General features: G+C 39.5%; 13 protein-coding genes and 1 tRNA gene. All 14 read right to left on the bottom strand.

Features of this window, described 5'->3' with window-relative positions:
- Positions 1-2 precede the first annotated feature (2 nt).
- The 14 genes from J0H12_01630 to J0H12_01565 all read right to left on the bottom strand — a co-directional run bounded on the left by J0H12_01630 (position 3) and on the right by J0H12_01565 (position 16,425).
- Positions 3-1,358 (bottom strand): nucleotide sugar dehydrogenase, encoded by a 1,356-nt coding sequence (locus J0H12_01630; GenBank protein MBN9412613.1) that lies wholly within the window; start codon positions 1,356-1,358, stop codon positions 3-5.
- Positions 1,359-1,448: 90 nt separating this feature from the next.
- Positions 1,449-1,525 (bottom strand) — tRNA-Arg (locus J0H12_01625).
- Between the two features lie 74 nt (positions 1,526-1,599).
- Complete coding sequence (locus tag J0H12_01620; protein MBN9412612.1) at positions 1,600-3,699, bottom strand: oligopeptide transporter, OPT family; 2,100 nt, start codon at positions 3,697-3,699, stop codon at positions 1,600-1,602.
- Between the two features lie 171 nt (positions 3,700-3,870).
- Positions 3,871-5,982, bottom strand: coding sequence for an ATP-dependent DNA helicase RecG (gene recG / locus J0H12_01615; GenBank protein ID MBN9412611.1), 2,112 nt, complete (start codon positions 5,980-5,982; stop codon positions 3,871-3,873).
- Between the two features lie 74 nt (positions 5,983-6,056).
- Complete coding sequence (locus J0H12_01610) at positions 6,057-6,278, bottom strand: hypothetical protein (GenBank protein ID MBN9412610.1); 222 nt, start codon at positions 6,276-6,278, stop codon at positions 6,057-6,059.
- Positions 6,279-6,346: 68 nt separating this feature from the next.
- Positions 6,347-8,161, bottom strand: coding sequence for a polyhydroxyalkanoic acid synthase (locus J0H12_01605; GenBank protein MBN9412609.1), 1,815 nt, complete (start codon positions 8,159-8,161; stop codon positions 6,347-6,349).
- Positions 8,162-8,285: 124 nt separating this feature from the next.
- A complete protein-coding gene (locus tag J0H12_01600) occupies positions 8,286-9,068 on the bottom strand; it encodes a phosphatidylcholine/phosphatidylserine synthase (protein ID MBN9412608.1) in 783 nt (260 codons plus the stop codon).
- A 5-nt stretch (positions 9,069-9,073) separates the two neighbouring features.
- A complete protein-coding gene (locus J0H12_01595; protein ID MBN9412607.1) occupies positions 9,074-9,760 on the bottom strand; it encodes a phosphatidylserine decarboxylase in 687 nt (228 codons plus the stop codon).
- Between the two features lie 105 nt (positions 9,761-9,865).
- Entirely contained in the window at positions 9,866-11,029 is a 1,164-nt protein-coding gene (locus J0H12_01590; GenBank protein ID MBN9412606.1) for a hypothetical protein, read from the bottom strand.
- A gap of 2 nt (positions 11,030-11,031) precedes the next feature.
- A complete protein-coding gene (locus J0H12_01585; protein ID MBN9412605.1) occupies positions 11,032-11,343 on the bottom strand; it encodes a hypothetical protein in 312 nt (103 codons plus the stop codon).
- A 20-nt stretch (positions 11,344-11,363) separates the two neighbouring features.
- Positions 11,364-11,663 (bottom strand): hypothetical protein, encoded by a 300-nt coding sequence (locus tag J0H12_01580; GenBank protein MBN9412604.1) that lies wholly within the window; start codon positions 11,661-11,663, stop codon positions 11,364-11,366.
- Between the two features lie 30 nt (positions 11,664-11,693).
- Positions 11,694-14,132 (bottom strand): DNA topoisomerase (ATP-hydrolyzing) subunit B, encoded by a 2,439-nt coding sequence (gyrB, locus tag J0H12_01575; GenBank protein ID MBN9412603.1) that lies wholly within the window; start codon positions 14,130-14,132, stop codon positions 11,694-11,696.
- Between the two features lie 20 nt (positions 14,133-14,152).
- Complete coding sequence (gene recF, locus J0H12_01570) at positions 14,153-15,316, bottom strand: DNA replication/repair protein RecF (protein MBN9412602.1); 1,164 nt, start codon at positions 15,314-15,316, stop codon at positions 14,153-14,155.
- Positions 15,316-16,425, bottom strand: a complete 1,110-nt coding sequence (locus J0H12_01565; GenBank protein MBN9412601.1) for a DNA polymerase III subunit beta — start codon at positions 16,423-16,425, stop codon at positions 15,316-15,318. The genes recF and J0H12_01565 overlap by 1 nt, the downstream gene beginning before the upstream one ends.
- Between the last annotated feature and the right edge of the window lie 94 nt (positions 16,426-16,519).

Genomic DNA, 16,519 nt, shown 5'->3' with positions numbered 1-16,519 from the left:
CCTTAAGCCTTAAAAATACGCTCTCTATAATTTTTAACTTCTTTTGTTGCATTACGCGTATCAATCACTAGAGAACTATTTTCAACTATAAAATTATAATCTACATTATCATGGTCGGCGCAAATAATAACGGCATCTATTTTTTCAAGTTCTTTTATGGAACATTCAATGCTTTTCATCCCTGCAAGTTCCATATGTTCCCTTGTTTTTTCAATTTCAGGAATAAAAGGATCGTAATAACATACTTCAGCACCTCGTTCTCTTAAAATTTCCATAATTTCAAGAGCAGGGCTTTCACGCATGTCATCAACATTTTTCTTATATGCTATTCCTAAAATCAAGAGCTTAGATCCTCTTAATCCTCGAGAGAAGCGCTCATCTAGAGCTTCTGCAAGCCGCTGGACTATTCTCAATGGCATACTTGTATTAATTTGTCCTGCAAGCTCAATAAATCGTGTAGAAATTCCATATTCATGGGCTTTCCAAGTCAAATAAAACGGATCTATAGGAATACAATGCCCTCCCAATCCTGGCCCAGGATAAAAAGGCATATAACCAAAAGGCTTACTTTTTGCCGCCTCAATAACCTCCCAAACATCAATCCCCATTTTTTCAAAAACAATCTTTAATTCATTTACAAGGGCGATATTAACACTCCGAAAAATATTCTCTGTTAATTTCACGGCTTCCGCTGTTTTGACAGAAGAAACTGTCACAACTCCAGCTGCAATGGCCTCATAAAGCGCTACACACATTTCTAAGGTATCAGGATCATCTCCTCCAACAACCTTAGGGATTGTGCTAATTTTATAATTAATATTTCCAGGATCTTCTCGCTCAGGTGAGTATCCTAAAAAGAAATCTTGTCCGCATATAAGCCCAGATTTTTCTAAAATGGTCTTTAAAACTTCTTCGGTGGTACCAGGATAAGTTGTCGACTCTAAGATAATAAGATGCCCTTTTTTCAAATGAGGTTTAATCGCCTCAGTTGTACTGACCACATAACTCATGTCAGGTTCACGGTGCTTTGTAAGCGGTGTTGGCACACAAATAATGATAACATCCACGTCTCTTAGTTGTGCATGATCAACAGTCGCTTGAAATCGTCCCGTATTATTCATCTCCGCTATCTGGCTTGCAGGTATATATTTAATGTAAGATTGAGAGTTTTTTAATTTAGTAATTTTTGATTCATCAATATCGAACCCTAGAACTGAAAAAGAATTATTGACGAACGCATGAGCTAGTGGAAGTCCTACATATCCCAAACCGACGATACCAACCTTTGCTTTTCTAGATCGTATATTTTCTTTGAGTTGATTTAAATTCAAAACATTATCACTGCTTCTTGATGTCATTTTATGCAATCAGTCCTTTAAAACGATAGACGTGTAATATAGGAAATTTTCGAAATTGTCAATCATCTTGAGGCGTTTTAAGCTAAAATGTGGTGCGCCCGAAGGGATTCGAACCCCTGGCCTTTGCCTCCGGAGGGCAACGCTCTATCCAGCTGAGCTACGGGCGCGCAAAATAGCTTTTATGCATTACACAATGGATAACCCGATATTCCAAAAACGGTTTTTCGGCTTTTTTATATTCTCAATTTTTTAGATTTTCCTGGAGCTGAGAAGCAATTTTATAAAGATAATAACATACTCCCATAAAAGCTAAAATCCCGAGAAGAACTCCCATATGCTCGAAATCAGCAGGTGCGATTTTAAACACATCAGTACTTTGATAAGCGGCAAAAGGAATAGCCAGTAAAATACCAATGATAGATTCACCAGCAATTAAACCTGAGCAAAAAAGCAGTCCTCTTCTGTTAGCATGCTCTTGCTTATGAATATAATCCTCTTTCTTAAAGTTTGGCTGTTCTTTTTTCATTTTAGTTTGGCATAAAGAAGCAATAATCCCCCCCACAAGCAAGGGAATGGTAATATCTAAAGGCATATAAATGCCTAAGGCAACAGCCAAAACAGGTAGACGCCATGAAGACTCATTCACTTTCAAATAATTATCGATGAAGATAAAGATTATTGCAAGAGCCGCCCCAATGCTAAACATCGTCCAATCCAATGAATGAGTAAACACACCTTCAGCAATTGCGGCCATGATTGCGGCTTTAGGGGCTCCTAATGCTTGCGTCGGATCCATTCCTTCACGCGGCAAACTGTCACCAATTCCGTACGCTTGATATAAAACTTCAAGAATAGGAGCCATCACAAAAGAACCAGCAACAACACCCAACATTAGCATAACTTGTTGTTTCCAAGGCGTAGCTCCCACTATTTGACCCGATTTAAGATCCTGAAGATTATCGCCACTGATCGCAGCAGCCGTTGCCATAACAGCTCCGATAATAATTGCTATAGCGGCAGCAGCTAATGAATTAGCCCCCTTAGCTCCGAAATCAATATGTGTACCTAACATGACAAGCAAAATCATGGAGATGAAAAGAATTGCCATAATAGTCACACCCGACAAAGGATTATTAGAAGAACCGACCAATCCTGTCATATAACCAGCAATAGCAGCACATAAAAAGCCAACAATAATTGCAAAAATTGTAATAATAAAAACAGTTGCGAAATGAACTGTCATAGGAAGCTGCATATCTGATTGGCTCAAAATATGATGAAAAATAAATGCCAAAGGAATTGTTAATACAGCAACACCGATTAAAACATAATTTATAGGAATATCATATTCTGTTCTTAATAAAGCACCTTGTGTTCCTAACTTTGTCTTTCTTAATGTCGCAAGGGATGAACGAATAGCTTCAGAAATTGGCTTAATAAGGTAAACTAAGGTCCAAACACCTCCAACAACCATAGTACCGACACCAACCATCCTAATGTTCTTATTCCAAATAGTCACCGCTATCTCATAAGCACTTCCCCCTTCAGGAAGACCAAAGAGCAATCCATGAAGCGGAACAGCTATTACCCACGCAACAATAGCGCCAATTAGCATACTTACACCAACCTGAACACCAACTATATAACCAGCACCGACAAGAACTAAAGAGAAACCGGAACCAAATCCAAAAACAGTTCGAGTTGTTTGAAACCAATAATGGGCGCCTTCGCTCATTATCATTAAGCCAGATTGTGCAAATTTAACTAACCCAGCAAACATTCCACCCATCAATAAATCTTTAGTTCCTTCGCGAGCTTCGCTATCTCCAACTTTTAAGACTTCCCCAGTTGCAATTCCTTCTGGGAATTTAAGTTCTTCATTTTCAACAATGTAAGCACGACGCAAAGGAATTGAAAATAATACCCCTAACAATCCCCCAACAATAATAATCGCTGTTGTAATGCCAAATGGAAACTCTTTCCAATAGCCCATCATAAGAAGAGCTGGAAGTGTAAACACAACTGCCGCGGCGATAACTTCACCTGCTGATGTTGCTGTCTGCACAATATTATTTTCTAAAATATTAGAATTCCGAAAAAATCGAAGAATTGTCATCGAAATAACAGCTGCAGGAATAGTTGCAGAAACGGTCAAACCTATTTTTAATCCTAGATAAGCATTTGAACCTGCCATGATCACGGCTAAAAAGATACTTAGTAGGGTCGCTTTCCATGTAATTTCAGGAAGATTTTTTTCTGCTGAAATATAGGGTTGAACACGACTTTTCGAAGATTGTAATGAAGTTTTTGTCTGCTTCACTTTTCTTCCTAAGGGACTCATTTCAATGCTCCTTGATTCTTTTCTTATTCAATGACAAGTGCCTATGGTGCGGAGAATCTCGTTTTGGGTCAAGAAAAAGATTTAATAAATTGCTGAATTCTTGTTTAAAAATCTTCCAAACATCCAAAAAAATATGACAATTCATTGAAATGTAATGATTTTAAATTATTTCTAAGCTGCCTTAAGATATTTAAAAGTTTGCTCTTTTTGGAATAAACGCAACAGAATACGCAAAGCTTGTCCTTGAGGTCCTAACAAATGAGGATCTTTGGATAAGATCTTTTGGGCATTATCATGAGCCTGTAAAAGTAAATCTTGATGGACAATTGGATCAAAAAATTTAAAAGAAGGCATCCCACTTTGCTTAATTCCAAAAGCCTCTCCCCCACCTCTGAGTTTTAGATCTTCTTCAGCTATCTTAAAACCATCAGTCGTAGAACGCATAACTTTCAGCCTGGCTCTTGCTGTTGGATTGAGTGATTCATCATAAAGAAGCATGCAATAAGATTCCTGAGATCCTCTTCCAATACGTCCTCGCAATTGATGGAGTTGCGCCAATCCAAAGCGCTCAGCGTGTTCGATAATAATCACAGAAGCATCTTCAACATGAACTCCAACTTCAATAACCGTTGTCGCCACAAGAATTTTGATTGATCCCTCAATGAAAGCGTTCATCGTTGCTTCTTTTTTATGACTTTTAAGTCGACCGTGAATCATTCCTATTTGATTTGGAAAAAGTGCTTGCAACATTGAAAATCTTTCCTCAGCTGCGGCGAGATCAAGATTTTCAGATTCTTCAATTAAAGGACAAACCCAATATATTTTATCGCCTTTATCTAACGCACGTTTCAGACTCATCACGACTTCATCTAAGCGCGTTAAAGGAATGGTTGTCGTTGTAATATCTTTACGATTAGCCGGTTTTTGTCGCAAATAAGAACTTGCTAAATCTCCAAATGCTGCCAACATAAGGGTCCGAGGAATAGGGGTAGCTGTCATGGACAATATATCAATGTTTTCTCCTTTTTCTGATAAATAAAGACGCTGCTCAACTCCAAAACGATGTTGCTCATCAATGACTATGAATCCTAAATTTTTAAATTGAACCTCAGGCTGAATAAGAGCATGAGTTCCAACAACAACATTCGTCTCTCCTTCAGCTAAAGATCGATATATTTTTTGTCGGTGTTTAGCGGTATCTTTACTTATTAAGAGCTCAAGACTCACACCTGCCGTTCGGGCCCACTCTTCCATCGTCTTATAATGTTGACGGGCTAAAATTTCGGTAGGTGCAAGCAAAGCAACCTGATATCCCGCTTCAACAGCTTTAAGCATACATAGAAAAGCAACGATGGTTTTTCCACTTCCTACATCCCCTTGAAGTAAGCGAATCATCCGAGAAGAAGACACCATATCCTTTTGTATTTCTTCGAGCGCATTAAGTTGGTCTTGAGTTAATTTGAAAGGAAGTTTTTCGAGAACTTTTTCTTGAAGATGCGCTTCTCCTATGAGAGCACGTCCTTGAGCAACTTCAGAATGACTTCGTGTTAGAATAAGAGCCAATTGATTTGATAAAATTTCGTCGTAGGCTAAACGACGGCGACAGGTATGTCCCAGATGAAGATCGTCCCTCTGAGAAGGAGAATGCAATTTTTGAAGTGCCTCTCTCCACGATGGCCAATGGTATTTTTTAAGAAGCGCCCCAGATAACCATTCTGGCAATTGAGGGCACTTTAAAAAAGAAGTTTTTATGATTTTTTGTAATGTTTTCTGAGATAAGCCTTGAGTAAGAGGATAGACAGGTTCAGCCCCTTCCCAAAAAACTCTAGAAGTTAATGGACCTATATGATCAGGATGCGTCATTTGGAAACGCCCCTTATACATCTCAAAGCGACCACTTATAATCACATCGCTTCCGACAACAAGACTATTTTTAAGATAACTCAGATTTGGGTTAAAAAATACTAACTCAATTGAATCATCAGCATCCGAACAAACCACACGATATGGAACAGAACGTCCCCTTTGTTTACGAAGAGTAGAATGGCTGACAACTTTGACCTGCAAAGTGATTAATTCATGAGGAGATGCAAATTTTATTGAGGGCAAAAATCTTCTTATTTGGACTTCGTGAGGAAGATGCCACAAAAGGTCTCGGATTGTCGTACAATCAAGTTTTTCAAGAAGACGAGCAGTTGTGGGACCCACCCCTTCTAATGTCGTTACAGAAGAAAGTAACGACCTTAAAGGATCACTATCAGAATAAATAGAAGAGCTTGACATATTTTAAATCTAACATAACAAAAAACCCAGCAAAAAGTTTTGCTGGGTTTCTTTAATTATCTAAGATAACGAGATTACTTTGTCTCTTCTGTCTTAGTTTCTGCTGATGCTTCAGGTGCTTGCTCAGCTGGAGCAGCTTCAGGAGTTGCTGGAGCTTGTTCTGCTGGTGCTACTGGAGCTTGAGCTTCTTCAGTCTTTGCTGCTTCTTCTTGTGACTTTTCTTCTGCTTTTTTCTCACAAGCTGTTAAGCTTAAAATAGAAGATACGGCTAATACTGAAATAAGATTAAACTTCATAAATTGGGACTCCTTGTTAAATAAAAAACAATGAAAAATATCACGCTTTTTAAGAAAGCGCAATATCATTAAGTTTTTATGTGGATATAGTGGCCCGGCGCCTCCATGATAGCTTGATACGCCCCTTTTAAAGCCCCTAAAAGAGGCGGTTTTTGCAATTCTTGGGTAGAATTCTTCTTAAGCCAGTCAAACCATAAAAACCACCAAGAACCTTTATTAAGGGGGGTCTGTTGTTCCCATAGATCTGGATCGACATAGTTTTCATGATGGGCCCTTGTTGTCGTTTTATAAGTACGATAAGGATGACCTGGCTCACTTATAATTCCCGCGTTATGCCCTCCATTTGTTAAGACAAAAGTTATTTCAGATTTTGTTAACAAATGAATTTTGTAAACAGAACGCCAGGGAGCCACATGATCTTTTGAAGTCGCTACAGAGAAAATTGGCGTCCTTATATCATAAAGAGTTATGTTTTCTCCTTCAATTTCATATTTTCCCAAAGCAAGCTCATTATGCAAATAAAGCTTTCTCAAATATTCACTATGCATTCTATAGGGAAGTCGCGTTTTATCACTATTCCAAGCCATTAAATCATTCATAGATTGCCGTTCTCCTAAGAGATAGGTTTGAATAATTTTTGAAAATATAAGATCTTGGGAATTTAAAAGTTGAAATGCGCCTGATAAATTATTAGCGTCCAAATATCCTTTAGACCACATATAATTTTCAAGAAAAGTTAATTGACTCTCATCAATAAACAAGCCCAATTCACCTGGTTCCATAAAATCAGTTTGGGTTGCTAATAATGTTAAAGTTTTTAATCTTGTGTCTTTATGTTTTGCCAAATAAGCTTTTGTTATTGCTAAAATTGTTCCCCCTAAACAATAGCCAACGCCATGAATTTGTTTCTGTTGTGTAATGTTCTCTATTGCTTTTATGGCTTCAAGAACACCTAATTTCATATAATCATTTAAACTTAACTGCGCATCTTCTTGCGAGGGATTCTTCCATGAAATGATAAAAACTGTGTGCCCCTGTTCAACCAAATGTCTTACGAGTGAATTATGAGGAGAAAGATCCAAAATATAATATTTCATGATCCAAGCCGGAACAATCAAAATAGGTTCTTTATAAACTTCTGAGGTCAAAGGAGCGTATTGAATAAGTTCAATTAAAGTGTTTTGAAAAACAACTTTACCAGCTGTAACAGCGACATTTTTCCCTGGCACATAATTTTCAGCCCCTTGGGGTAATTGATGATGCGTTTCTCGCTTTACATCTTCCACGTAATTAAGAAATCCTTGAACCAAATTCCGTCCTTGTGTTTCAAAAGTTTTTGTCAATACTTCCGGATTTGTCACGATAAAATTTGAAGGAGACACCATATCCAGCATTTGACGGACAACGAATGTCACAATTTCCGTATGATGTTGAGAAACACCACTCACATCTGTTGTCGCATTCCACCACCATTGTTGGGCTAATAAAAAAGATTGGTAATAGATATTAAAAGGCCAATAGTTCCAAGATTTATGGTTAAAACGCTTATCTTGAGGCAAAGGATCTATACAAGGAGATTTTGAATTTCCGTCATAACATCCTTTCATAAAATTCATTAAATAAACGTATTTTTTATAGGCTTTACGACAAAGATGAACTTGTTTTCCAGGAGAAAATGTGAGATGAAGCAACCAATCTGCAAAAGCATACAAAAGAGCCGCAGGAGAAATACCTTGTGTAACCTGCCCCACAAGAGACGCTAAAAGACGATCATAGTTTTTAAGAGCTTGACTTGATTGACTCTCACCTAAAGGTAAACCTTTATCTGTATTAATTCCTTGCCGAACTTTTGACAGATTTTTGACCTTAACCTTCATTATCATATTCTTCCCCAATTTTAGTTACGAGGGACAGACCTTAATTAATAAACAGAAGGTTTTAAAAAGTCGTTAACGTGTTGCTTATTTATCGTGAATTTTCTGAAGGAAAACTGACGAAAATTTTACGTCATGAACTGACTTCAAGTAAATCTTGGTAGTTCTTATAGCTAAAAGGAAGACTTCCCAGATAAATTACGATTAAAACAGAGAATGTCGCCCACGGTGCACTGACAAGAGAAGCTACAAGTAATCCCACTAAAAGAAGCATTACTGGAACACATTTAGGGGGAATCTGATACGTTTTAAATGAATAAGTTGGAATTCGACTAATAAAAAGAGCCCCTGCTGCAAATAGAAAACACATGACGATAAAAGGAGATAATAAGAATTCGTAATCAATTGCTTGATAAAGTATTAAAGGAAATAAAGCTATCATCGCCCCCGCAGGCGCAGGAACCCCAATGAAAAACTTTTTAGCCCAAACAGGATCTTCCTTAATACTCGAGGCCCGAAGCGTCGTATTAAAACGAGCAAGTCGCAACCCACAACAAACAACAAAAAATAAACTGATTGTCCACCCTAACCCTGCCCAAGCATTCATCGTTAAAATATAAAGGACAACTGCTGGAGCCACGCCGAAACTAATAAAATCTGAGAGAGAATCTAATTCAGCCCCAAAATCACTCGCCGCTCCTAGGAGTCTCGCAAGACGACCATCCATCGCATCAAAGAACGCCGCAACAATGATGGCAATAATTGCATAATCATACCTCGCCAAAAGAGCAAAACGAATGGAAGATAATCCTATGCAAAGCGCGATGACCGTTGCCATATTAGGAAGAAGATGCGCAAAAGAAAGCTTTTGAAGTCTTTCTTTTGAACGCTCAAATTTGCTTACTTTCTTCACCATGATAATTAACGTATAGCCCCAGATCGTGATGATTCTGTGGAATTAAAATCAGCGATAATAGATTCGCCGCCAATAACTCTTTGTCCTTCAATCACAAAAACCGGCGTTTCTTCAGGAAGATAAATATCGACGCGACTTCCAAATCGAATAAGGCCATACCTTTCCCCAGTTTGTACTTGTTGATTTTCTTGGACATCACATCGTATGCGTCTTGCAATAAGGCCTGCGATCTGTACAAAGGCGATTTCCCGATCTTTTTTTACTTCTAACACAAGAGATTGACGTTCATTAAATTCAGAAGCTTTATCAAGCGAAGCATTAAAAAATTTTCCGGGATAATAGATACTTTTTTTAATGCGACCATCCATAGGAATACGATTAATATGAACATCAAAGACATCTAAGAAAACGCTGATACGTTGCCATGCGCCTTCTTTTAATCCGAGTTCTGAAGGGGGTGTCACTTTAATGATCGAAACAATAAGTCCATCTGCAGGACTAACAACCAATCCTTCACGTGTCGGCGTAACGCGTTGAGGATCTCTAAAGAAATAAAGGCACCACCCCGTTAAGATGAAGCCAAGGACTCCCAAAAAGCCTGATAATTGATTAAGCAGGAGGGCACATATAAAAAACAATCCAACAAAAATCCATCCTTCACGATGAACTGGGGCCAATAATGGGGGTCTCATTCATTTTCCTTTCAACTATTTACTGCCTGTGAATCTAAGCTACTTTAGCATTATTGTAAATTTTTTTGATTCTAATAGCTACTTCTCTACAAAAAGAGCCTATTTTTAAAGAGAAAAGAGTCGTTTTTTTAAAACATCAATCCTTAAAAAAGCTTCCTCAAGTTGTGCTCTTGAAAGCTTATTTTCTTTAATCGCCTTCTTAATCACTTGATGAATCTTTTCCGCTAACGAAACAGAGACTTTAAATCCTTGCACCCCTTGGGCAGCAGCTTTATTATTTGAAAAAAGCAAAATATCATTTCCTGCCCGAATGGCCTGGAGGATGATTTCTTCTAAATTATAATGTTGACCTATAGCCCCCATATGCAAATCATCTGTAATAATGATGCCGTCATATCTTGCTCGTTCTCTTAAATAAGTTTTAAGCACACATGAAGATAACGTTGTGGGGTATTGCGCGTCCCATCCTCGATGGATAAGGTGACCCGACATCACGGTATCCACCTTTCCTTCTTGGATAAGTCGATAAAATACGTCTTGTTCCTGAGGATCCGACGTTATGGTAATATCAACCATTCCTTTATGACTATCTTGACGAGCATAACCATGTCCTGGAAAATGCTTCAAACTTGTTATAATCCCCATTTGTCGATGCGCCTTAATAAAGGCAGAAGCGTAATCAACGACCTTATTGACATCCGCCGAATAACTTCTTCCAATTTTACCAATCACAGGACATTCATGCCCCTCAGAATCTGCCTGAAGATCAACAACAGGGCCAAAATTAAGATTAAATCCTGCAGATTTAATCATCTGAGCCATTTCCAAATATGTTTGATAAGCTTGGGTCGGGGATTGAGTCTCGGCGATTTCCTTAGCAGATGGAAAATCTTGGAATCCATTCTGAGAGGAAAGTCGCTTAACTCTTCCGCCTTCTTGATCGATTCCAATTAAAAGACCTGGCTGCGCTTGATAAAATTCTGAGGTTAATTTTTTCACTTGTTCGGGAGTGACGATATTATACCCAAAGAAAATCACACCACCGATTTTACCTTCCCGAGCTAACTGTAACGTGGCTTGAACTTCAGGATCTGTTGGTTTTGTTCCATGAAATCCAACCATAATTATTTGGCCGATTGTTTGCGAGAGCTGGGTCTCATTGATCTCATTTAATGAGCTCTTAACGGGAGAAGTTTGGGACATTTGAGGCCTTTCTTGATGGCAAGCAGAAATCAAAAAACAACAAATGACAGAAAAAATTTTTACCATAATTATTTCAATGTCTTTTCGGAATCTTTTGAAGAAGCAGACTTCTTTTCTTCGTCTCTTTTCCGTTTCAAAATAATCTCTTTGTCTGAGAGGGCCTGAGTGTCCAAAGTAAGAAAATTGCGTTTAAGACGAACTTCTTCTTTTTTTACGCCACTCACTGTTTCATAAGATTTCTCCCATGGCTTCAGAGACTTTCTCTCTTCTTTATTCTCTCCCTTAAAAAAAGCCTCACTCAGTTCACAACTATTCTCACCACAACTGCAACTCACCAGTAAAAGAAAAAAAACAACATAAAAAAACTTAAAATTTCTCATTTGCGGCCCTCTTCTATTAATTACTTTTTCTTTCTACTCGATATCATGCCCGTATTCTTTTCCCAATATTCTCCCACAGTCCTATCTCCCCTTTTAGGAACGGCATGATGTAAATGGGTGTTAATATCATTTCTAGGATGATTGTTATGGGGATTTAAATCTAGGTGAGATCCCTTAGACGTTACTTCAACATTTTTCTTAAAATTAAGCTTTTTTTTATAAGCACATGTTAAATCTATCTTTTTTGACTTATCGAGAGCATGTAATGACGACATACAAAAAACAAAACCTAGAAGATAATAATAACATTTTGATTTCATTCTGTAACCTTTTAATCCGCTTCCCTCATTTTAAGCATCCAAATTTACAACTTTCAATGCATTTGCTTGGATAAATTCTCGACGAGGTTCAACAAGATCACCCATTAAGGTCGAAAACACTTCTTCAGCAGAATCGGCATGCGTAATTTTTACTTGTAAAAGACTACGAGCTTCCGGATTTAAAGTTGTCTCCCAAAGCTGATCATTATTCATCTCTCCAAGACCTTTATATCGTTGAATAGAGATCCCTTTTTGTCCTTGCTCTAAAATAGCCTCAATAAAACGAACAGGACCTTCTAGAATTGTTTGCTTTTCTTTAAATGCAAGAGTGATGGGCTTTTCGAAATATTCTTTAAGCCCTTGGTGAAGTTGAGAAAGTTGATAAGCATCGCCACCTTGCATCATGGAAGAATTGAGTTTTAAGACTTCTGTCACACCGCGAACAGTTCGCGTGACATGAAGCCCTTCTTCTGTAGCTTCCCCTTTCCATTCACCAACCTCATTAATATCTTTCATTTGATTCATGCGATCAGCTAATTTTTGAGCCAACTGAGGCCGAGAAGAAGAGTTGAAAACTGCAGGATCAAAAAGGCCTTCTATAGCTGCATGTTCAACAAGCATGGCATTTCCGACTTTATTGGCAAGAGATTCGATCAGCGTTTTTGCTTTTCGAGAAAGAGTGACTAAATTTTGCAAATCACCTGCGCCAATTTGGCTTCCGCCATTAATTGTAACTTGAGCGCCTTCACTTCCTGCATTCATCAAATAATCATCTAAAGCCCTTTCATTTTTGAGATAAAGGACTGAATTTCCTTTTTTGACGCCATAAAGAGGGGGCTGCGCAATATAAAGGTATCCTTTTTCAATCAATTGAGGCATTTGACGATAAAAGAAGGTTAGTAATAGCGTCCGAATATGGCTTCCGTCCACATCCGCGTCTGCCATGATGATGATTTTATGATAGCGCACTTTATCAGGATTAAATTCTTCGGCCCCAATGCCCGTCCCCAGAGCTGTGATTAAAGTTCCAATTTCTTGTGAACTTATCATCTTATCGAAACGAGCTCTCTCCACATTTAGGATTTTTCCTCTTAAAGGAAGAATTGCTTGAAACCGGCGATCGCGCCCTCCTTTTGCCGTTCCTCCCGCGCTGTTTCCCTCAACAAGAAAGACTTCACTTTTTGCAGGATCACGCTCTTGGCAGTCGGCTAACTTCCCAGGCAAAGATTCAATATCTAAAGCTCCTTTACGGCGGGTTAATTCGCGGGCCCTCCGAGCGGCCTCACGCGCTGTCGCGGCTTCCACAACCTTCTGTACAATTTTACGCGCCTCATGAGGATGCTCTTCAAACCATTGCTGCAGACGCTCAGCCACAAATCCTTCCACCACAGGGCGCACTTCTGACGAAACAAGTTTGTCTTTTGTTTGAGAAGAGAATTTTGGATCTGGCACCTTCACTGAAATAACACTTGTTAATCCTTCGCGGGCGTCTTCTCCTGAAAGTGTCACTTTTTCTTTTTTAGCCGTACCACTTTCATTGGCATAATTATTCACAATACGGGTTAAGGCGGCCTTAAATCCTATAATATGCGTTCCACCATCGCGCTGGGGAATATTGTTGGTAAAGCATAAGAGGGATTCGTGATAACTATCTGTCCACTCCATTGCGATATCAACGGTGATCCCGTCTTTTTCTCCAAAAATAGAGATGGCAGGTTCATGAATCGCATTTTTACTGCGATCAAGATACTGAACGAATGCTTTGGTTCCGCCCTCATAATAAAGTTCACTGACCTTAGGCTCGGCCTCTCTTAAATCTGTCAAGATAAGACGCGCACCAGAGTTCAAGAACGCAAGTTCCCGGAAGCGATGCTCAAGAGTAGAAAAATCAAATACTATCTGGGTAAAGGTTTCAGTTGAAGGCTTAAACGTAATTTGCGTCCCGGTTTTACCGACAACATCTCCGATGATCTTGAGAGGTTCGGCGGGTTCTCCGTGATGAAAACGCATATAATGCTCCTTGCCATTTTGCCAAATTTTAAGCTCTAAGGTTTCGGATAACGCGTTTACAACAGACACCCCCACACCATGCAAACCACCAGAGACTTTATAAGAGTTTTGATCAAATTTCCCTCCAGCATGAAGCTGTGTCATAATGACTTGAGCCGCAGAAACACCTTCTTCAGGGTGAATTCCCACCGGGATTCCTCGCCCATTGTCGCTGACGCTGACAGAACCATCTGCGTTGATAGTAATTTCGATGCGATCACAATGCCCTGCTAAAGCCTCATCAATGGCGTTATCAACAACCTCATAAACCATATGATGAAGACCAGACCCATCGTCCGTATCTCCAATATACATCCCTGGTCTTTTACGAACGGCATCAAGTCCTCGCAGCACTTTAATAGAGTGAGCGCCGTATTCTTCTTCTGAAGGCTGAATTTCAGGGGTTTCAGGGGTGGTCATCGCATTTTCCTTTATAAACTTTAATTCATCGGATGGATTATAGCATTTTCAATATGAAAATGTTGAAATTTCGTCGACATTGATAAAAAAACTGACGGATCGGTTCCCGTCATCCAAGCTTGCATATTTAAGGCCAAAATTTCAGTGAACAAAGCCTGCCGCCTTCCTTCATCAAGGTGGGCAACCACTTCATCTAAGAGAATAATGGGTCTTCTTTGGTCAGAATACGCCTTAAGGCGCGCAGTTGCCAAGATAATTGCGAGCAAAAGAGCTTTCTGTTCTCCGGTAGAACACTGATCAGCAGGGCGCTCTTGTGTTTTAAAATAAACTTTGAGATCCGTTTTATGAGGCCCTTCGCTTGCCCCGCCTGCTTCAGCGTCTCGCTCCCTTGAGAGGGCTAAATGATGCGTAAGGCGTTCTTCCACGGCGAGTGCAGGCTCTGTCTCAAGCCATTCTTCAACTTGTCCTTGAATATGAAGAAGAGGACGTGGGAAGGTGCCTAACGCCCAAGATTGGCTTTGTGAAAACATCTCAACAAAATTTTTCCGAGAAGCCGCTACGGCCACGCCAGAAGCCCCCATATTCTGCTCAAGAGTTGAAAGCCAATGCGGGTCTCTTACCCCTAATTTTAGAACTCGGGCTCTTTCTCGTAAATAATGTTCATAACGCGCAAGCCGGCGGGCATGTTCAGCATCAAGACTATAAATCAAACGATCTAAAAATCGCCGCCGCGCTGAACTTGCTTCTTGAAAAATACGATCCATTTGAGGCGTTAACCAAATAATATTTAAATATTCAGTTAAATTGGCTTGAGAACGGACAATTTCATGATCAATTTTGAGCACTCGACGCTCGGATTCTTGGCCAATCTCGATACCTGTTGAAATTTCATGAGAAAAATTAGGTCCTTCAACAGTCGTTGAAATTCCCCAAGAATGGCCAGATTCTCGATGTCGACTGACTTCTGAAAGCGTGGCTCGCCTTAATCCTCGCCCAGGAGAGAGAAAAGAAATCGCCTCCAAGATATTTGTTTTTCCGGCGCCATTGGGGCCCGTTAGAACAACAGGGCGCGCATCACATGAAAGCTCCGCCTCAGTATAACAACGAAAATCTTTAAGCCGAATCCGACTCAAACTACACTCGAGAAAAGGCTGAGGACTCGAAGCTTCCGATAAGAACGTCATTATACTCGCATAGGCATGAGGAGATAAAAAGCATCATTATTGTCGACTTCTCGCACAACCACAGGTGTTGCAGAATCTGACATTGAAAATTCAGCTTCCACATCATTTAATTGTTGAGAAAGATCTAAGAGATAGCGGGCATTAAATCCAAGCTCAAGCGGAGCAGCCGCATACTCGACTTCAAGTTCTTCTACAGCACTTCCAAACTCCGAATTACTTGCTGTCAGAACAATTTTGTTTGTATTGATTGAGAGCTTCACACTGCGGGATTTTTCCGTGGACACGGTTGCCACACGATCCACAGCTTCAGAAAAAGCCGCCATAGACATTCTTAATGTTTTTTCATTCTGCGTTGGAATGATGGCCTCATAATCTGGGAAAGAACCATCAATTAAGCGAGATGTTAGATAAACATGATTAAATTTGAAGCTTACCTGAGTTTCTGAAAGTGAAACTTCAATTTCACCTTCGGCTTCCCCTAAAATTTTCATCACTTCATTGACAGTTTTTCGGGAAAGAATAACCCCTGGGAAATGAGGAAGATCTTGAGACATTACTAAAGACAAGCGTGCCAATCGGTGCCCATCTGTTGCCACAGCCCGAATCTCACGCGCTTCGACAGGATGTAAATAAATACCATTTAAATAATAACGTGTTTCCTCTGTGGACATCGCAAAACGTGTCCTTTCAAGAAGATGTTGGAAATCTTTTCCGTTGACTGTAAAGCGATGAGGAAGGTCCGTTGTATTAATGGCGGGAAAATCTTCAGGGGGCAAACACGCAAGTTTAAATTCAGAACGACCAGACGTAATTTGGAGGTGAGATCCCTCATTTTCCAAAGAAAGCTGAATCGTGGAACCGTCTTTTAATTTTCGAACAATGTCATGAAGAAGTTGCGCAGAAACGGTTGTTCCGCCCGCTTTTTGAATATCGGCAGAAACGGTTTCAACGATGGCAAGCTCCAGATCTGTGGACGTCAATCGCAATTGACCACTTTCCGCCTCTAAAAGAACATGAGCCAAAATAGGAACTGTCGTGCGTTTTTCAACAACACTTTGAGCGTGACTTAAAGCCTTTAAAAATTGATTACGTTCGAGAGTCAATTGCATATTCTAAATTCCGCTTTACTTGTTTCTATGAATGTATAAATCATACCTATCATAAAAATTTGTCTGCGCCTATAGAGGATATAGCTCTCACCAC

It is taken from the genome of Candidatus Paracaedimonas acanthamoebae, from assembly GCA_017307065.1.
Taxonomy (GTDB): domain Bacteria; phylum Pseudomonadota; class Alphaproteobacteria; order Caedimonadales; family Caedimonadaceae; genus Paracaedimonas; species Paracaedimonas acanthamoebae_A.
The sequence above is the reverse complement of the archived record's forward strand: the minus strand, read 5'-3'. Positions and strand labels throughout refer to the sequence as shown.